The following is an 18716-nucleotide window of genomic DNA, read 5'->3' as shown; positions in this document are numbered from 1 at the left end:
CTATAAACTAAAATTGAGATTAACATAATACGTACGACCGTATCCTTGAAAATATTTGTTTGCAAATGAGGGCGAATTACTCGCTAGATCTTGGTTGCGCTGACGAAAATTAGCATTACGAGCTTGCTCATATCCGCCAGTTTTATAAGTGGTATCTAACACATTATTTATACTAAAAAACAAACCCAAATACTTTTTTTGAATGTGCCACGATTTGCCCCCAATAAAATTAAGTAAGGCTACTGGCTGTAATTTTTCTTGTTCCAAAAGTATTTTGGCGCGCTCCTCTGTAGCCTCTGGAAATACAAAACCACTGGCAGGATTGGTATAAAAATGACTTGTTCTAGCAATTGGCGAAACATCAACATAGCGTCCGTCAAGGTAATTTATGTTGGAGGCCAACCACCAATAATGTGGATCACGATATTCCAATCCAAAACTATAAGCCTGCTGCGGCATACCTGCTTGCTTATAATTCTTGAGCAAAGCCGTACCAAAATCTACAATTGTATTGGGATTGGTTACCGTTGCCAACGCATCATTGCTAATGGTTACATTTGGGTTATTTGCATAAAGATATTCACCGTAAGCAACAGCAAAAGTGGTTTTGAACGTTGAACTTATGGCATAAGCCAAACTCCATTCTATCCCTCTATTGCTTTTATTTAAGCGAGACAACGTTTGACCAACAAAAGCATTTGTTGCCGTGTATCCTGCACCGTTGTCAAAAATTCCTTCAGCATAAAAAAACGACGTTTGTGTAGCATTTTGTTGTGATACATTATAGGCTGTGAGCCTAGTTTGTAGTTTTGGAGATCTAAAAAAGTAACTCACATCCCAACTATTCAAGACTTCACTCTGTAGCGCAGGTACGATTGCGTTGCTTATACGAGCGTTAGGAAAACTACTCTTCAAATTAGGTGCCTTGGTCATATGTGCCGCATTGACTGTTACTGATTGTTTGCCCGATAACTTAAAAATCATACCTCCCTTGAAACCAAAATTTTCAAATTTAAGTTCCTCACTCTTCCCAAGTGAACTATTTTCATAAATTCCATTTTTATATAATCCTTCTCTTTGGTAACTAGTAGAAGTGAAGGATTGAGCCAAGTAAAAATCTGTTGTTTTATACATAAATTTGAACTGTGTAAAAGCATCAAAAGTTTGCGTTAGGTAGTTAAAATTATATCCGTAAGCCTCACCTTCCATCACTTTTCGATTTGGATTATTCAAATCAGGTTGTGCCCGGCTACCTTTGTAATAGGGATCGAAATCCTCAAAATACGCACCACCTAATAAGTCAATCAACTTTTGATAATTATGCGATTTTAATTTCGAAAAAGAACCACCTGCATTCATCATTACATTAGCATTAATCTGCGTATCAAACAGGCTGTTGGCTGTAATAGTTTGATCATCTGTACGGTCCTCATACAATACATAATGACTCTGAGCGGGTGTATAGGCTGTTATTTTTCCGTTACTATCTAAAACTGGTTGTTGATTGGCACGATACAAACCCTCCCAATTAATTTGAGCATTGCTTAGAAATTGTAATCGACTTTTGTCTGCGTTGTCAAGATCAGGAGTAAAAGCTCCCGAGTTTTCGCCTTGATCTGCACCGTACAAAGACAAATAATAACTTGGAAGATTACGAAAATAAGACGGATCGGGACTGTTTGCATTTTGGTAGTCAATATTACTATTGCTCACCTTACCTGTTTGATACATTACTGAAGTTTGTAAATTGGTGTGGTCATTGATGCTAAAATAGTGGTTCAACATAAAGATTGGTTCTTCTACAGTTTTTACGCGAGCATTGCGTTGTTTTCCATTTTGAAAACCCCAATATGAATTGTATTTGGATGAAGTTAAATCGAGAACTTCATTGGTATTGGGCGAGTTTTTACCTCTTGAATTGGGAGTATAAAAACCAGAAAAATTGATCGAATGCTTGTCGCTAATCTTCTTTTCGATACCTACAAAAACAGAATTACCGTCATAGGTTGTACCGTTAAAATACCCTTCGTCCGCCCATCTCTTACCAGCCGAAATTACATAAGCCCATCCCTTTGTTCCTAATCCTGATGCATGGGTAACAATGGTGCGCCAACTGTAATTGGTATTGGTGCTCGAAAAGGTAATTCGAGTCCCTTTTCTAAAAATTGATGCTCGAGTTGTAATCTCTTGCGTGCCCAAAACACCACCGAAACTATAATCGGAAGCCGTTGTGCCTACTGTAAACTCTTGGTTTCGAGTCACATCATTTAGTCCGCCCCAGTTACCCCATTGCGGTCTACCATCGTATACTTTGTTCATTCGAACACCATTAATCAAAGTTGTAGCCTGTTCACTATCCAAACCACGCATCCTGAAGCGCGCCGCTCCCCAATTGAAAGCCGCTGCTTGTTGAAAAGCATCTTTGGTTGACTGTAATAAAACTGATGTGTTCTCAGAACTTCCATTGTCATCTTGTACCTCTTCGTCCAAAAGCCGAATGGTATTGCTCTGCTGATCGGTAATAATATCTTCTTCAAGTGCTAGTGTCCCTAGTTTTAGATTTTTGCCCTCAGCTACTACAACAGACAACAATATATCTTTGTACCCTTGGCTGTGCGCCAATAATAGGTACTCACCCGCATCGGGTATATCCAATGAAAAAGTTCCATCGCTACTTGTTAACTGCATCCAAACGGTATTTTGCAAGGTCACCACCACTGACGGAAGTGGCTGTGCAGACTTGGCATCGACAACAATTCCTGAGATTTGCGTTTTATTTTGAGAAAATAGAAATAATGAAGGAAAGCCCAAAAGTAGAGCTAGGAAAAGTATTCTCATCCGCAAAGCTTATTTTTAAAATAATAATAATTTCATGAAGCGTGTAGACCGCAAATAACGACCGCCTACATATGAATTAAATTTGTTTTTAAAAATAAGTTGCTACTGCAATCAGTAATAGGTATTTACAACTGAGCACTAAAGTATATAAAAAACAACATACTTGTTAATAAAATGGTAAAATAATTGCGTAATTAAAATTCAAACTGCCAAATGATAGATAATATGAGACTTTTTACTACTAATTGCTATTCATACAGCAAAATAGGCGTACAAAAAAAGGAGTGCAATAGTACAACTACACTCCTTTTTATATTCTTAATTTTAAATTACTTACTATAAATATACGCTTCGAGTCCTTTTAACTCTTCATCGCTCATCGCTTTTGTAATAGTAAAATTTGCTTTCATAACCTCATACTGACTTGGATCAACTAGTGGTTTTGCATCGTCTCTTAAAAACGAAATGATATTACCACCTTTCTCCTTATATATCTTGGCAATATCTTGAACACTTGGCCCAATTAACTTAGAATCTATTTTATGACAAGTTGCACAAGTCCCTTTTCCATTGAAAAGTGTTTCACCTAGTTGCTCTGGTGTTTGAGTCTCTGCTGGCATTCCTTCAGAAGATGCTTCTGTAGTTTGCTCCGGCTCTTGTTTTCCAAAAGATTCTTCGTCTTTCTTTTTACATGCCATGGCCAAAAAGACCATTCCTATAATTATTACTTTTTTCATGATAATTGAATTTATTCTCTCAAATTTACTTACAAAAAACAAGACTTAGGCTGATAAATATCATCCAAACCTCTTTTTTTATATTTATCTGCAAGTTGATGATTCTTTTAACTTTTTCTTTTCGAAAATAATACAAAATGCACCTCGCCTTTTTTTATTTCGAAAATGAAATTATAAGTCAAATCTACAGTAACAAAAAATTATTTTCTCAAAAGAATAGCTGCCTCTTTTGCAAAATAAGTCGAAATCAAACTTGCTCCTGCTCTCTTGATGCACATTAATTGCTCCATCATAATTTTGTCATGATCTAACCACCCTTTTTCGGCTGCTGCTTTGATCATAGCATATTCACCAGAAACATGATAAACCGTTACCGGAACATTTACTGCATTTTTAACCTCGCGAACGATGTCTAGATAGGCAATTCCCGGTTTCACCATTACCATATCGGCACCTTCTTCCACATCCCAAAGTGCTTCTTTGATAGCTTCTATGCGGTTGGCATAATCCATTTGATACGTTTTCTTGTCTTTTGGCACTTCGACATCAGCTTCCCTTGGCGCACTATCTAATGCATCGCGAAAAGGTCCATAAAATGCAGAAGCGTACTTCGCTGAATAACTCATGATCCCCACATTATGAAAACCTGCAGCATCAAGACCTTGGCGCAAACGCAATACGCGTCCGTCCATCATATCACTTGGTGCTACAAAATCGGCTCCTGCTTGTGCATGTGAAACTGCCATTTTCACTAAGGCTTCGTTTGTCGATTCGTTATCGACATCACCGTTTGCAATGATACCGTCATGTCCATAAATAGAATAAGGGTCTAAAGCTACATCAGGCATCACTACCATCTCTGGACATGCCGTTTTAATAGCGCGAATGGCGTCTTGCATCAATCCGTTTTCATTCCAAGCTTCTTTTCCTGTATTGTCCTTTAAATCTTCGCTGACCTTTACATAAATATTTACAGCGCGAATACCCAATTCATATAATTCTATAACCTCTTTTACCGTTAAATCTATCGAACGACGAAAGATTCCTGGCATAGAAGCAATTTCTACTTGTACGTTTTCTCCCTCTGCAATAAACATGGGAAACATAAAATCTGACGGACTTAATGTCGTCTCACGAACTAATGAACGAATAGATTCACTTGTTCTTAATCTTCTACCTCTTTGTAATGGGAACATATATTTTTTAATTAATTTTTATAGTAATATTTCTGGTTTCAACAGACGAATTTAAATCCCAAGATGGGCAATATTCGAACTTTAATATATAGGTACCGGCTTTTATTGCTTTAAATTTCCAAATTTCATATCCACCACCCCCAATGACTTCGGCGCCACTTTTTGTCGGGATATAGGTGTTAGTTATCAACTGTACCGACTTATCGGTTTGGTTATCTACCCATTTCCAGGAGTAACCAGTTGTCGCGTTAGAAATCAATGGAACATCGAAAGTCTCATTTTTATTTACTTCATAATAATTCGATTCGACATATTCATCGATTTTCGATTCGTCATTATTAGTACAAGAGAACAAGCCAACCACCAAGATAAAAAATATTGCTTTTTTCATGATTCTTAATTTTAGATAACATCTTAAGTTAATTATTCATATTAAGATGCTAATTAAAAAAAAGGTTGCGTTATCAGATCCATTTTGCGAAATTATAAAATAAAAACCGCTACGCTGCATTCACTAAAACTTTGAACAATTTGACGGACTTAAATTCGTCTCGAAAACTAATGAACAATTAGATTCATTTGTTCGTTATTTTCTGTCTCTTTTTAATGGAAACACAAATTCAACTAGTCCTAAAAACTAGTCAGAGCTTGTATTATGTAATTGATGCTTTATAAATTTCATTGATACTTTTATCGATCACCAGATTGAAATCATCATCAGATTGATTAAAGGTTACACCCTCAACTAATGCTCTGGAAAAACTTGCGATTAACCCGTTATTAGCAGCTAATTTTCTATTTGCTTCATCTTTCGAATAGCCTCCTGACAATGCAACTACACGAACAACATTTGGATGAGATTGTAAGTCGGCATAAAAGTTATCAGTCTCAGGAAGAGTCAATTTCAGAATTACTTTGACGGACTCATCTAACGCGTCAAGATGCTGTTTTAATTCGGCATTTAATATCTCTTCAGACTTTGCTTTATCAGTACTATTAATATCAATTTCTGGTTCAATAATAGGTACCAAACCCTGTTCAAAAATTTGATGGGCGATTAGAAATTGCTGCTTTACAACATTGCGAATTCCTTCACTGTTTGCCTCCTTAATTAAAGAGCGCATCTTAGTCCCAAAAATGTTTCTTTCCACAGCACGACTTAGTAAAGCGTCTAGATTTGTGATGGGGTTCATTATTTGAACACCGTCCTTTAGTTCGGATAGGCCTTTATCAACTTTTAAAAATGGTACGATCCCTTTTTTATTCCAAAGATAATCTGCAGTCCATTCCCCGTCAATTTTACGGTCCATTGTGTTTTCAAACAATATTGCACCAATTATGAATGACCTATTAAACTTTGGGCTTTTAATAATACGGGTTCTCATTTCATGAACGAGCAAATACATTTCCTCATCATTGGCAAAACTACTTTCTTCAACGCCATATTGAGCAAGTGCTTTTGGCGTACTTCCACCGCTTTGATCTAATGCGGCAATAAATCCTTTACCAGATTTCATTCTCTCTAACTGTGCTGAATATTTCTCTTTTCTATCCATCTTAATAATGTTTAGGTATAATAAATAGTTACACGCTAATTTAAACCCATTCTTTCGGATATTCTAACACTTTGATTAGTTTTTCTTCCTCACTGCCATCTTCTGGATGATGGTCATACACCCATTGCACGTGCGGTGGCAAACTCATCAAAATTGATTCAATTCTTCCATTGGTTTTTAAACCAAATAATGTTCCTTTATCGTGAACCAAATTGAACTCCACATAACGACCACGACGAATTTCTTGCCATGTTTTTTGGGCTGGAGAATACTCCAAATCTTTTCTTTTTTCTACAATTGGAACATAAGCTTGCAAGAAACTATTCCCAACTTCAGACACAAAGCTGAACCAATCTTCCATCTTCATATCATCAGTAGCTTTGCAATAATCAAAAAACAATCCTCCAATTCCGCGCGCTTCATGACGATGGGCATTCCAGAAATAGGCATCACACTGTTTTTTATATTTTGGATAAAAATCTGGATTGTGTTTATCACAAGCCGTCTTACATGTTTCATGAAAATGTTTTGCATCTTCTTCGAATAAATAGTAAGGCGTTAAATCTTGTCCACCACCAAACCATTGCTGAATCACTTTTCTTGGACCTGTACTGAGCTCTGTCGAAGTATCGTACATTTCGAAATAACGCCAGTTTGCGTGTACCGTAGGCACCATCGGACTCTTTGGGTGCAAAACCAAGCTTAGTCCGCAAGCAAAGAAATCTGCTTCGCCTACACCAAACATTTTTTGCATCGCTTCTGGCAATTTCCCATGAACAGCAGAAATATTAACACCGCCTTTTTCAAAAACTTTTCCGTTCTCGATTACACGTGTGCGACCTCCTCCACCTTCTGGACGATCCCATAAGTCTTCTTTGAATTTGGCTTGACCATCAACAGCTTCTAGTCCAGCTACGATTTGGTCTTGTAAGTTTTGTATGTATCCGAAAAACTGCTCTTTCATTATAATTTTTTATTTTAAAACTTCACTAATTCGACTCTGCGATTTTTAGCATTGTTTTCTTCTGAATTATTAGGTGCGATTGGCTTTTCAGAACCAAATCCACTTGCTTTTAACCTTTTTATATCGATTCCTTTGGCTGCAAGAGCATACATAACTGTATTGGCTCTATCTGCAGACAATTTTTTATTATGTTCTATACTTCCACTGTTATCGGTATGTCCCTCAATGGAGAGTTTTAATGTTTTGTTTTTAGACAATAAAGCAAAAATTTCATCTACTACTTTTTGTCCATCATCTTGCAAAGTTGCTTTGTCAATATCAAAATTAATATTCAAAACTGCTTTTCCTTTCGAGTCAATTTCTTGTTGCATCTCTGAAGCAGTTGGTGCTTTAATTGTTTGCTTAAAACCTTCTAATTCAATAACTCCTATTTCAGAATGAGCAGAATTAGAACCCAACTGAATGAATATTTTTCCGTTTTTATGATTCAAAGCATAATTCCGAACTGAATTATCATAAGGACTTCCGGCACTTTGAATGTATTTGTATGCTGCTTTTTCTTCTGTTTGCTGTAGCACATCTAACTTATCTACAGGAATTTGACCGCCAAATAATAAAACTGCTCCAATTTTTTTTAGATAATTATCAACGCTTTTATCAAATTTTAATTGATTAAATTCGGCATGATCATCTTTCATGATCAAATACAAACTAGCTTTTTTACCTTCAGCTCTAAAAAAAGAATTGCCGTCATAGATAAACAATTTATTGAAATCGAAAAAATTTGTCATTCCGTTTTTGGCAACCTCAGTGCTTCCCTCTTCTTTAATAATAAAACCTTCTGGCGCTGTTATATAAGGAAAAACTCCAATAGCTGCTGACGATTCTGGAATTTTGGACCAATCGAATGAATCTACAAAAAGTGTTTCTTTGGAAGCTTCACTACTACCAGCAGCGTTTTCTTTTACCTCAGAAACATTCTTATTTTGAACCGCATTATTTTCTTTTTTGCAGGAGCCTATAATGATACTCAAAAAGGCAAGTGTTAGAATCTTTTTCATTTTATCTAATTAAATAGTTTACAATTAGTTATACTTAACTAAATTACAACCTATAAAATATAAAAAGTTATTCTAACATTAATTCTAAGTTATCCCTACATCAATTTTTTAAGGTTAGCAATCTTGGCAGAAATCCCAAAAGAAAAGATTTTACTATCTACTTGAATTTGCTCATAAATAGCTAATGCTTTAGCTTTGTAATCAAATTGGTTGCCTACAGAATAAGTTATCAAAAAATCAGCAAACTTTTCTCTTTGCTCCCAATCCATTTCGTGTTTATCTAACACTTTTATCAAATCTTTTTCTTCAACTTGATCCAGAATAACAGTTGTTAAATCAAAATCCGTCAATTGATTATCGATTAAACTTGTGTCCTCCATATTCCAAATCTTCGGAGCAAAAACATAGGCAAGCAAGGTATTTAACATCTTGTCTGCCTTTAATTTCTTCTCATCTCTTACTCCTTTATTTAGCATTATTTTGAGTTTTAGGTTTTCAGTCTCAGTGAACAGTTGGCAGTCGCGGTCCGCAGTTAACGGTAACTAATTTTCTGTATGGAGCTACATTTGGATTTGTATTTTCTACTTACAACTCACTGAACAGCCAAAGTTGAATACTGAGACTGTAAACTGAAACTGAGTACTAATAGTCGCAAATTGAGACTGAGACTGTAAACTGAGACTGAAGACTAAAAACTGAGACTATAAAAACCTACTGTCCGTATTCTTTCACTGCATCAATAAACGCCTTGGCGTGATCTACAGGAATATTTGGTAAAATACCATGACCTAAGTTCACGATGTATTTGTCTTTTCCGAATTCGTCAATCATTTCGTGAACCATTTTCTTAATCACCGGAATTGGCGATAACAATCGTGATGGATCGAAATTTCCTTGCAAAGTAATGTTTCCACCAGAAAGGTATCTTGCGTTTCTAGGCGAGCAAGTCCAGTCTACTCCTAATGCAGAAGCACGGCTTTTTCCCATTTCGCCAAGAGCAAACCAACATCCTTTTCCAAAAACAATAACCGGAGCATCGTCAGCAAGTGCTTCAACAATTTGGTTGATGTATTTCCATGAAAATTCTTGATAGTCAACTTGAGACAACATTCCGCCCCACGAGTCAAAGATCTGAACGGCATTTACTCCCGCTTTTACTTTTTCTTTTAGGTATAAAATAGTGGTATCTGTGATTTTTTGTAATAAAACATGTGCCGCTTCTGGATATTGAAAACAGAATCCTTTAGCTTTATCAAAGCTTTTTGATCCTTGTCCTTCTACCGCGTAGCACATAATTGTCCAAGGCGAACCTGCGAAACCAATTAATGGCACCTCATCATTCAACATTTCCTTAGTTAATTTAATAGCATCAAAAACGTATCCTAACGTTTCGTGAACATCAGGAACAATTACGTTCTCAACATCTTGAATCGTACGAATTGGATGTGGCAAATACGGACCAAAATTTGGTTTCATCTCTACATCAATCCCCATTGCTTGTGGTATCACCAAGATATCTGAGAACAAAATCGCAGCATCTGGAGCGATTCTACGAATAGGTTGCACCGTGATTTCGGCAGCCAATTCTGGAGTTTGACAACGGGTGAAAAAATCATATTTATCACGCAAAGCGATAAATTCTGGTAAATACCTACCCGCTTGACGCATCATCCATACTGGCGGACGTTGTACTGTTTCTCCTTTTAATGCTCTTAAAAATAAATCATTTTTAATCCCCTGAACTCCCGAAGCGGGAATTTGCAAATCTTTATCGTTCATTTTTTTATCTAGTTTTAAACTTGTTTAAAGTTTCTGAATTTTTATTTATGTAGTTTCCCTTTTCTAAGTTCCCGCTTCGGGGGTTGGGGGGACTTTAATTTTGAGCTTCTGGCTCTATGATTTCAGGATTATAATGCTCTAATACGGCAATGATAGTATCCTCTATTGTTGGTATTTCTGCTATTATAATTTGTTTTACTTTCTTTTCTTCTAGTGCCGCTGCGGTTGTATTGCCAACACAAAAGCAAATTTCCTTCTTAATTTTATTATTCGATAAATAACTTTCGACAGCAGAAGGGCTAAAAAACATAATTCCGTCAAAATTCTCTTGATCAGATATTTTAAAAGGAGCTAATTTGGTTTCATAAACTTCAATCTCATTGAATGTAATTCCAGCATCTTTTAAAGCTTGTGGTAAGGTCTCTTTACGCAAGTTTCCACTCAAAAAAGTATAGGTTTCACTATGGTAAATCAAGGTAATTATCTCGGCCAATTCCGCTGCATAATCCATATACACGCTTACCGTAAAACCATTTTGTTCTAATAAATCTTTGGTTTTGATTCCAACACAAAATACAGTTTTAGTTTTCAAAACTTCCCAACCTGTTTGCTCCATTAGACTCAACACTGCATTTTGACTGCTAAAGATCAAATTGGTATTGAATTTGTCTAATTGAAATTGGTTGTTTTTTACTTCGATGAAATCCTGTTCCAATAGATCAAAATCAGCATCAATAAATACTTGTCTTTGTTGATCAGACAACGTTTTGGTGGATAAAATACTTATTTGACTCATTATTTTTTCAATTTATTTTTTATTTCTGCCATCAATTGTGCTCCGCCACTATTCAAAATTTCTTGAGCAGAGAAGTAACCTAGTTTTTTCCATTCTTCGATAGGCACTATTTTATCGACTTCTAATTTTTGTTTTCCGTCAAGCGAAAATAATACGCCTTGAAAATGAATCGTGTCCTCTTCATCATTATACCTTGCCAAAGCTCCAATTGGAGCTGTACAGCCACCTTCTAATGTTTTTAAAAATTGACGTTCAATATAGGTACAAATTTCAGTTTCGATATCATTTAAATGCGATAGAGCATCTAGTGTATAATTATCATTTCCCATGGCCACTACGAGCATAGCGCCTTGTGCAGGAGCAGGAATCATCCAATCAATTGCAACTAGGTTTTCTGCGGCAAGATTGATACGTTCTAGACCTGCAGCAGCAAACACAGCACCGTTCCAATCGTTATCAGCCAATTTTTGCATACGCAAATTGACATTTCCCCTCAAATCAACGACTGTATGTGTAGGGTATTTGTTGAGCCATTGTGCTTGGCGACGTAAACTTCCGGTGGCAATTGTTCCATTTCCTTCCAAGAAATCCAAGTTTCCTTTGTAGGCAAGTACATCGACAGTATTAGCTCGCTCCAATACAGCAGCTTGCACAATACCAATTGGTAAAGCCGTAGGCACATCTTTCATAGAATGCACAGCGATATCTACCTCACCATTAATCATGGCTATATCTAGCGTTTTTGTAAAAATTCCGGTGATTCCAAGTTCGTATAGTGGTTTGTCTAAGACAACATCTCCTGTAGATTTTACAGCTACAATTTTGGTTTTATAACCCAAATCATTCAGTTTTTTCTCCACTGTATGCGCTTGCCATAAAGCTAGTTCGCTATCACGAGTACCTATACGTATTGTTTTTTCTGCCATTTTTGTGTTTTACAAAAGATAAACTACTTACCCTTATTATTTTTACTATTTGCTAAAGTACTGAATGTTTATGAAGTAGAAACTACAGTTTACTTTGCCATTGCTTCAATCTTGAACACTTTTTCGATCCACTGGATGCTTTCATCCACCATTGTGTTCTCGTCTTTCAAGTGATTTGCAAATTGAGTAGTTATTTTTTGAATGATTCTAGCACTGATAATTTCAGCTTGCTCTTCATTGAATCCAGCAATTTTTTTACTCTGGAAGTTCAATTCGGCTTTTTTAATATCATTCAATTTGGCTTTTAAGGCATTAATTGTTGGTGCAAATTTACGTCCTTTGGTCCAAGTAATAAATTCTTCTTTTATTTCTTCGATAATAGCCTCAGCATCCGGAATGTGTTTTTTTCTATTTTCTAAAGTCTCATCGGTCAATTGTGACAAATAATCCATGTGAATCAAAGTAACACCTTCTAGATCTTCTACGTCTTCATGAACATTTTTTGGAATGGACAAGTCTAGGATCAACAATGGCTTTTTTAAGTTTAAAATGGCTTTGTCTACCGTTGGGTTTTGAGCCCCAGTGGCAACTACCAAAACATCTGCACGTTGCAATTCTAAATGTAGCTCTGAATAATCTTTGACAATCAAATTTAATTTTCCAGCCAATCTTTCGGCTTTATCTTTGGTCCTATTGATCAAAGTAATATGTTCGTTCTTGGTATGTTTAACCAAATTCTCGCAGGTATTACGACCAATTTTTCCGGTTCCAAATAACAAAATGTTTTTGTTTCCTATATCTTCTACATTTTTGAAAATATACTGTACGGCAGCAAAAGCAACAGATGTAGCACCAGAACTAATTTCGGTATCCGTTTTGATTTTTTTACTTGCTTGGATGACAGCATTAACCAAACGCTCCATGAACGTGTTTACAAGTCCTAAGGATTTTGAGTGTGTGAAACTCGTTTTTATTTGCGAAATTATTTCAAAATCTCCTAAGATTTGACTATCTAATCCTGTTCCAACTTTGAATATATGGCTAATTGCCTCGCTATTTTTGTAAACAAAACCAACACGCTGAAATTCTTCAACACTACCTAAACTGTTTTCGCAGATCAACTTAATTAATTGAAAAGGATGCTCTGCAAAACCGTAAATCTCTGTACGATTGCAGGTTGAAGTAACCACCAAGCTCTCGATGCCTTCAATTTTTGCTTGTTCTAATAGTCTCGTTTTTGCAGCAGAATCCAAACTAAATTTTCCTCTAGTCTCGGCATCGGCCTTTTTATAGCTCAATCCAACAGCGTAAAAGTACTGATGTTTTGATGTGTTGTTGTTTTCCATAATAACACTTTTCAAGAAAGTTGAGCAAAATTATCACTATAGCGCTGTAAAAAATAACGCTAGAAGTTCTTTTTGTGTCGCTACATGTTTTTTTGACATTAATCCGTTATTTTTTTAGAATTATTTCTATTTTTGTACTAAAATCAAGTGATTACATACTGTCTATTTAGATTTGTTCTAAATAATAAGACTTGATATTTATCATCTTTATACTAAAAAAATGTCGCTATGGGTTCACAAGAAATAGTAAAGATTGAGAATGATTTTTTCCTTATTCGTTTCCAAAATGATGGGGCCGAAAACTTCTTGGCACAACATGAGATAGAGAGTGGAATGATTCAGTTTCACTTTGGATTGAAAGGGAATGCTAAATTTTTGTTCAATCAAGGTAGTTATGTACTCGAATTAAAGGAGGAAAAATCATTATTGCTTTATAATCCCCAAAAAGAATTACCAATCAATCTTGAATTGGCACCAAACTCTTGGGCGATATCCTTAATTGTATCGATTAAAAAATTTCATGCTTTATTTTCATCTGAAGCAGATTATATCACCTTTTTAAGTGGAGACAATAAAGATAAAAAATATTATAACGAAGGAAATATAAGTCCATCAATGGCTATTGTTTTGAGTCAGTTGTTTCATTATAACTTACACCCTTCGATCAAAAACTTGTACTACAAAGGTAAAGGATACGAACTATTGAGCTTGTATTTCAACCGCACTGAAGACCCAAATGCAGAACAATGTCCGTTTTTAACAGACGAAGACAATGTGATTAAAATCAGAAAAGCCAAAGAAATAATCATAGCCAACATGGCTGAACCACCTGGATTACAAGAACTGTCCGATCAAATTGGTTTGAATTTGAAAAAACTCAAAATGGGCTTTAAACAAATTTATGGTGATACCGTCTACGGGTTTCTATTTGACTATAAAATGGATTTTGCTCGAAAATTACTCGACAGCGGGTCTTATAACGTTAATGAAGTAGGTTTGAAAATTGGTTACAGCACCGGAAGTCATTTTATTGCCGCATTTAAAAAGAAATTTGGAACTACACCCAAAAAATATTTAATGAACTTGAATTTGAATGTTTAACTAGTTTTAAGCACCGCTATCAGATGAGCCAAAAAATAGAAAATATTCTTTTTAAAGATCTTGCCCAAATTATAGAGCAGGGCAAGCAACAAGCCGTAGCACAAGTAAATAGTGTTTTGACACTTACTTATTGGCATGTAGGTAAAAAGATAACGGATCATGTATTGAATAATGAACGTGCCGAATACGGAAAACAAATTATTCCTGTTTTGGCACAACAGTTAGAAGAAAAATTTGGTAAAAGTTTTACTTTGCGAAACATCCGAAGAATGATGCAATTCGCTCAGGAATTTCCCGATTTTCAAATTGTGACACCACTGGTGACACAATTGAGTTGGACTCACTTTATTGCTCTTTTTAATGTAAAATCAGATGAAGCGAAGGCGTTTTATACCCAAAAGACTATAGAAGCAAAATGGAGCAAACGTGAATTACAACACCAAATAGGCCGTAAAGCTTTTGAACGAAATGAAATCGCAAATAGCCAAGCACATGCAGACATTACTGAAATCCAAAACACCTTCAAAGACCCTTATTTTCTAGATTTTTTAGGTCTAAAAGACGGATTTTTAGAAAATGATTTGGAGAGCGCAATAATTAGGGATTTAGAAAAATTTATCTTAGAACTTGGTGTCGGTTTTTCTTTTATCGAAAGGCAAAAACGCATTATCCTTGACGGAAAAGATTTCTATTTGGATTTACTTTTTTACCATCGAAAATTGAAACGGTTGGTGGCAATAGAATTAAAACTTGGAGATTTTCAACCAAGTCATAAAGGTCAAATGGAATTGTATCTAAAGTGGTTGGCAAAATATGATAAACAAGAAGGGGAGAATAATCCAATCGGACTCATCTTGTGTGCTGGCAAAAGTCAAGAGCAAATAGAATTATTAGAAATGCATAAAGACGGAATTATGGTATCTGAATATTGGACAGAACTTCCGCCAAAAAAAGAGTTAGAAAGAAAACTACATTCGCTATTGCTTGAAGCAAAAGAAAAAATAGAAAGTAGAAAATTTCTAGACCAAATTTAAAATCAATAAACCCGGAAAGCCACAGTATCAATTTTTGATATTAAACAATAAATAAAAATGAGTTAATTGCGCGTTAGCTATAAAGTTGTTACAGTATTTTTGTGACCGAAACAAAATAAAAACAAGTCATTAGACGAATGTCAATTAAACAGCGACATGATTAAAACATAAAAAGTAGTAAATATGAAAGGTGTATTATTAGTGAATTTAGGATCTCCAGAAAGTCCAACGCCAAAAGATGTAAAACCATATTTGGATGAATTTTTAATGGATAAATACGTTATTGACGTTCCATTTTTGTTGCGTGCATTACTTGTACGTGGTATAATTTTACAAACAAGACCTAAAAAATCTGCTGCTGCTTATGCTAAAATCTGGTGGGATGAAGGATCACCATTGGTAGTGATATCTAAAAGAATGCATGCAAAAGTAAAACAACTTGTCAAGATACCGGTTTCATTGGCCATGCGTTATGGTAACCCTTCCTTATTATCAGGTTTGCAAGAATTGCACAATCAAGGTGTTGACGAAGTGATGCTTTTTCCTTTGTACCCTCAACATGCAATGGCGTCTACAACGACAATTGTTGAACTAGCAGAAGAATTGCGCAAAAAGCATTTCCCAAATATGAAGTTTACACATGTACCTGCTTTTTACAACAAACCAGATTACATTCAAAACCTAGCAGATTCTATCAAAGGACATTTGGCAAATTTCGAATATGATCATTTATTGTTCTCCTACCACGGAATTCCGGAACGTCACATTCGTAAAACAGATATCACAAAATCACATTGTAAAATAGATGGGTCTTGTTGCAACACGCCATCACCTGCGCATGAATTTTGTTACCGTCATCAATGTTATGAAACTACAAAGCAAGTCGTTAAATTATTGGGCATACCAGAGGGGAAATACAGTCAAACATTCCAATCGCGTTTAGCTGGTGACAAATGGCTTACACCTTACACTGACGTTGAAGTTAACAAAATGCCCGAAAAAGGAATTAAAAAGCTAGCTGTAGTAACACCTGCATTTGTATCGGATTGCCTTGAAACATTGGAAGAAATTGCCATGGAAGCCAATCATGAATTCAAAGAACACGGTGGTGAAGAGTTTTTTGCTGTACCTTGTTTAAACGATAGTGACGAATGGTGTCAAACCGTAGGAAACTGGATAAATGATTTTGCAAAGCACTAATGTTTATTGAAGTTTCAGGATAAACTTAGGTCTAACTTGAAACTTCAAACTTTTAACTTTTTTCAATGGAATATTACAACTCATTAAAAGCATTACACATCATTTTTGTGGTCTCTTGGTTTGTCGGTTTATTTTACATTGTCCGTTTATTTGTTTACCAAATTGAAGCGGCTGATAAACCCTCACCTGAGAAAGAAATTTTACAGAAGCAATTTAAAATAATGGCTTATCGATTGTGGTATATCATTACTTGGCCAAGTACTATATTGGCTAGTATTTTTGCATTTTGGATGTTGCTATTTACGCCCATGGGCAACGCATGGCTACAAATGCCTTGGATGCACGTAAAACTTGGCTTTGTTTTTGTGTTGTATTTGTACCAAGCAAAATGCCATCAAATATTTAAGCAATTACAAAATGATGATGTGCGCTATACAACCAACTACATGCGAATTTGGAATGAGGGAGCAACCTTGATTCTTTTTTCTGTAGTGTTTTTGGTCGTTTTAAAAAGTGCTATCAATTGGATTTACGGCGTAGTCGGGATTATTGTTTTTACGGGTCTATTAATGCTTGGTTTCAAATTTTATAAAAGAATTCGAGAAAAAAACGCTCCAACTCAAGAAGGTGGAGAAAATGGCAAAGAAAATAATAAATAGTAACCACTTATAATTTCCCCTTTGGGGCTAGGGCTAACCTATGTTCAAAAACTTCAAAATAGCAATGCTCTCGCTGCGCATTAGGATATTCCTTTCGATGATCGTTGTAATCATTGTTGCCTCTGTATTGCTAGCTTCAATTTCGATCATTCAATTTAAAAACGAAGCAAAAGAATACCATCAGGAACGCCTAGAGCGCAAGGAAAATGCAGTACGAGAACACATAAACTATTTATTAGCAACCACAACCTACCCTCTTACAACTGATAATTTAGAGCTAATTTTCAAAGATAAAATTCACGAATTAGCCCACATCCACAACATTGAAATCAACATTTATAGTTTAAACGGACGACTTTTAAAGAGTTCGAAAGAAACCTTTTCTGTAGATAAATCGGCAATACCTATTCCGAAATATATTTTAAAATTGGTTCGGTCCTCGATCGAAAAGCGATATGTAGATATCAAAACAGTGAATGGAGCAAAAAATCGCTCGTCTTACACACAAATTAAAGACGATAAATTTAAACCACTCGGAATCCTAAATCTTCCCTACATTGAGGATGATGGTTACTATGACAAAGAACTCAATAGCTTCTTGATTCGTTTGGGGCAAGTATACTCCTTCATGCTGATTGTCGCCTTTGCACTGGCTTATTTTTTATCATCCTATATTACGAAATCCCTTAAAACGATTTCAGATAAAATGTATGAGACAACCTTGAATCAAAAAAACAAAAAAATTGTTTTAGAGGCTTCTAGTAAAGAAATTAATTCCTTGATTGCCGCTTATAATCGAATGGTTGATGAACTCGAAATAAGTGCTGTAAAACTGGCTCAGAGCGAAAGAGAAGAAGCTTGGCGAGAAATGGCCAAACAAGTCGCACACGAGATTAAGAATCCTTTGACACCTATGCGATTAACTGTTCAAAGTTTTGAACGAAAGTTTAACCCCAACGATCCTGAAATTTACCAGAAAATGAAGGATTACTCAGATACGTTAATTCAGCAAATCGATACTATGAGTGCGGTCGCGTCGGCATTTTCAAATTTTGCTTCGATGCCTGCACAACAAAATGAAACACTCAATGTGGTTGATGTAGTCGAACTTACTTTGGATATTTTTAACGAAGACCATATCGTTTTCAATGCAGAATCTCCTGAGATTATATCCAAAATTGACCGTACTCAACTGATACGAATTATCACCAATTTGGTCAAAAATGCTATTCAATCCATACCCAATGAACAAGAAAACAAAACGGTAACTGTTGGAATAAGAAGAGAAAACGATCAAGTATTGATTACCGTACAAGATTGTGGAATCGGAATCAAACCCGAAGATAGCAGTCGTATCTTTGAACCTAAATTTACCACCAAAAGCAGCGGAATGGGTCTTGGACTGAGTATTATCAAAAACATAATAGAAAATTACAAAGGAACAATTATCTTTGAGTCAACCTATGGACAAGGAACATTGTTTACCGTTTCCCTACCCATTATTAATTCTTAAAAAAATTATC

At 35.6% G+C, this 18716-nt stretch carries 17 protein-coding genes; 5 read left to right on the top strand and 12 right to left on the bottom strand.

The genetic code is table 11. The annotated features are described in order from the left end of the window. The 12 genes from FFWV33_RS04880 to hemA form a co-directional block, all read right to left on the bottom strand. Positions 1-2838: a carboxypeptidase-like regulatory domain-containing protein gene (locus tag FFWV33_RS04880; protein ID WP_108739876.1), complete on the bottom strand. Its 2838-nt coding sequence runs from the start codon at positions 2836-2838 to the stop codon at positions 1-3. Positions 2839-3167: 329 nt separating this feature from the next. Then, positions 3168-3575, bottom strand: coding sequence for a c-type cytochrome (locus FFWV33_RS04875; RefSeq protein WP_108739875.1), 408 nt, complete (start codon positions 3573-3575; stop codon positions 3168-3170). 200 nt (positions 3576-3775) lie between these two features. Beyond that, complete coding sequence (gene hemB / locus FFWV33_RS04870) at positions 3776-4771, bottom strand: porphobilinogen synthase (protein ID WP_108739874.1); 996 nt, start codon at positions 4769-4771, stop codon at positions 3776-3778. A 7-nt stretch (positions 4772-4778) separates the two neighbouring features. Beyond that, positions 4779-5162, bottom strand: coding sequence for a protease inhibitor I42 family protein (locus tag FFWV33_RS04865; RefSeq protein ID WP_108739873.1), 384 nt, complete (start codon positions 5160-5162; stop codon positions 4779-4781). A 262-nt stretch (positions 5163-5424) separates the two neighbouring features. Then, positions 5425-6327: a fructose bisphosphate aldolase gene (locus FFWV33_RS04860; protein ID WP_108739872.1), complete on the bottom strand. Its 903-nt coding sequence runs from the start codon at positions 6325-6327 to the stop codon at positions 5425-5427. Between the two features lie 40 nt (positions 6328-6367). Further along, entirely contained in the window at positions 6368-7291 is a 924-nt protein-coding gene (gene hemF, locus FFWV33_RS04855; RefSeq protein ID WP_108739871.1) for an oxygen-dependent coproporphyrinogen oxidase, read from the bottom strand. 14 nt (positions 7292-7305) lie between these two features. After that, a complete protein-coding gene (locus FFWV33_RS04850) occupies positions 7306-8352 on the bottom strand; it encodes an OmpA family protein (protein ID WP_108739870.1) in 1047 nt (348 codons plus the stop codon). A 95-nt stretch (positions 8353-8447) separates the two neighbouring features. Beyond that, complete coding sequence (locus tag FFWV33_RS04845; protein WP_108739869.1) at positions 8448-8828, bottom strand: hypothetical protein; 381 nt, start codon at positions 8826-8828, stop codon at positions 8448-8450. A gap of 235 nt (positions 8829-9063) precedes the next feature. After that, a complete protein-coding gene (gene hemE / locus FFWV33_RS04840) occupies positions 9064-10131 on the bottom strand; it encodes a uroporphyrinogen decarboxylase (RefSeq protein WP_108739868.1) in 1068 nt (355 codons plus the stop codon). Between the two features lie 94 nt (positions 10132-10225). Further along, the gene (locus FFWV33_RS04835; protein WP_108739867.1) at positions 10226-10927 is read right to left on the bottom strand and encodes a uroporphyrinogen-III synthase; all 702 of its coding nucleotides are present in this window, start codon (positions 10925-10927) and stop codon (positions 10226-10228) included. Beyond that, on the bottom strand, positions 10927-11853 hold the full coding sequence (gene hemC / locus FFWV33_RS04830) for a hydroxymethylbilane synthase (protein ID WP_108739866.1): 927 nt from the start codon (positions 11851-11853) through the stop codon (positions 10927-10929). The genes FFWV33_RS04835 and hemC overlap by 1 nt, the downstream gene beginning before the upstream one ends. A gap of 89 nt (positions 11854-11942) precedes the next feature. Next, on the bottom strand, positions 11943-13199 hold the full coding sequence (gene hemA / locus FFWV33_RS04825; protein WP_108739865.1) for a glutamyl-tRNA reductase: 1257 nt from the start codon (positions 13197-13199) through the stop codon (positions 11943-11945). Between the two features lie 228 nt (positions 13200-13427). Here hemA and FFWV33_RS04820 point away from each other — a divergent pair, with 228 nt between their 5' ends. From FFWV33_RS04820 to FFWV33_RS04800, 5 genes are all read left to right on the top strand, one after another. Further along, positions 13428-14300, top strand: a complete 873-nt coding sequence (locus FFWV33_RS04820) for an AraC family transcriptional regulator (RefSeq protein WP_108739864.1) — start codon at positions 13428-13430, stop codon at positions 14298-14300. A 23-nt stretch (positions 14301-14323) separates the two neighbouring features. Continuing rightward, positions 14324-15334, top strand: a complete 1011-nt coding sequence (locus FFWV33_RS04815; RefSeq protein ID WP_108739863.1) for a PDDEXK nuclease domain-containing protein — start codon at positions 14324-14326, stop codon at positions 15332-15334. 183 nt (positions 15335-15517) lie between these two features. Then, positions 15518-16534: a ferrochelatase gene (gene hemH / locus FFWV33_RS04810; RefSeq protein ID WP_108739862.1), complete on the top strand. Its 1017-nt coding sequence runs from the start codon at positions 15518-15520 to the stop codon at positions 16532-16534. A 65-nt stretch (positions 16535-16599) separates the two neighbouring features. Beyond that, positions 16600-17193, top strand: coding sequence for a CopD family protein (locus FFWV33_RS04805; RefSeq protein WP_108739861.1), 594 nt, complete (start codon positions 16600-16602; stop codon positions 17191-17193). 40 nt (positions 17194-17233) lie between these two features. Then, positions 17234-18706: an ATP-binding protein gene (locus FFWV33_RS04800; protein ID WP_245891659.1), complete on the top strand. Its 1473-nt coding sequence runs from the start codon at positions 17234-17236 to the stop codon at positions 18704-18706. Positions 18707-18716 lie beyond the last annotated feature (10 nt).

Source organism: Flavobacterium faecale (genome assembly GCF_003076455.1).
Taxonomy (GTDB): domain Bacteria; phylum Bacteroidota; class Bacteroidia; order Flavobacteriales; family Flavobacteriaceae; genus Flavobacterium; species Flavobacterium faecale.
Note: the sequence above shows the minus strand (reverse complement) of the source record. Positions and strands in the feature narration are given on the sequence as shown.

Excerpts from the sequence above, each read along its gene's own strand:
- FFWV33_RS04800 (WP_245891659.1), top strand. The coding sequence starts at position 17,234 with ATGTTCAAAAACTTCAAAATAGCAATGCTCTCGCTGCGCATTAGGATA.
- hemA (WP_108739865.1), bottom strand. The coding sequence starts at position 13,199 with ATGGAAAACAACAACACATCAAAACATCAGTACTTTTACGCTGTTGGA.
- hemC (WP_108739866.1), bottom strand. The coding sequence starts at position 11,853 with ATGGCAGAAAAAACAATACGTATAGGTACTCGTGATAGCGAACTAGCT.
- FFWV33_RS04845 (WP_108739869.1), bottom strand. The coding sequence starts at position 8,828 with ATGCTAAATAAAGGAGTAAGAGATGAGAAGAAATTAAAGGCAGACAAG.
- FFWV33_RS04875 (WP_108739875.1), bottom strand. The coding sequence starts at position 3,575 with ATGAAAAAAGTAATAATTATAGGAATGGTCTTTTTGGCCATGGCATGT.
- FFWV33_RS04815 (WP_108739863.1), top strand. The coding sequence starts at position 14,324 with ATGAGCCAAAAAATAGAAAATATTCTTTTTAAAGATCTTGCCCAAATT.
- FFWV33_RS04805 (WP_108739861.1), top strand. The coding sequence starts at position 16,600 with ATGGAATATTACAACTCATTAAAAGCATTACACATCATTTTTGTGGTC.
- hemB (WP_108739874.1), bottom strand. The coding sequence starts at position 4,771 with ATGTTCCCATTACAAAGAGGTAGAAGATTAAGAACAAGTGAATCTATT.
- hemH (WP_108739862.1), top strand. The coding sequence starts at position 15,518 with ATGAAAGGTGTATTATTAGTGAATTTAGGATCTCCAGAAAGTCCAACG.
- FFWV33_RS04835 (WP_108739867.1), bottom strand. The coding sequence starts at position 10,927 with ATGAGTCAAATAAGTATTTTATCCACCAAAACGTTGTCTGATCAACAA.
- hemF (WP_108739871.1), bottom strand. The coding sequence starts at position 7,291 with ATGAAAGAGCAGTTTTTCGGATACATACAAAACTTACAAGACCAAATC.
- FFWV33_RS04850 (WP_108739870.1), bottom strand. The coding sequence starts at position 8,352 with ATGAAAAAGATTCTAACACTTGCCTTTTTGAGTATCATTATAGGCTCC.
- FFWV33_RS04865 (WP_108739873.1), bottom strand. The coding sequence starts at position 5,162 with ATGAAAAAAGCAATATTTTTTATCTTGGTGGTTGGCTTGTTCTCTTGT.
- FFWV33_RS04820 (WP_108739864.1), top strand. The coding sequence starts at position 13,428 with ATGGGTTCACAAGAAATAGTAAAGATTGAGAATGATTTTTTCCTTATT.
- FFWV33_RS04880 (WP_108739876.1), bottom strand. The coding sequence starts at position 2,838 with ATGAGAATACTTTTCCTAGCTCTACTTTTGGGCTTTCCTTCATTATTT.
- hemE (WP_108739868.1), bottom strand. The coding sequence starts at position 10,131 with ATGAACGATAAAGATTTGCAAATTCCCGCTTCGGGAGTTCAGGGGATT.
- FFWV33_RS04860 (WP_108739872.1), bottom strand. The coding sequence starts at position 6,327 with ATGGATAGAAAAGAGAAATATTCAGCACAGTTAGAGAGAATGAAATCT.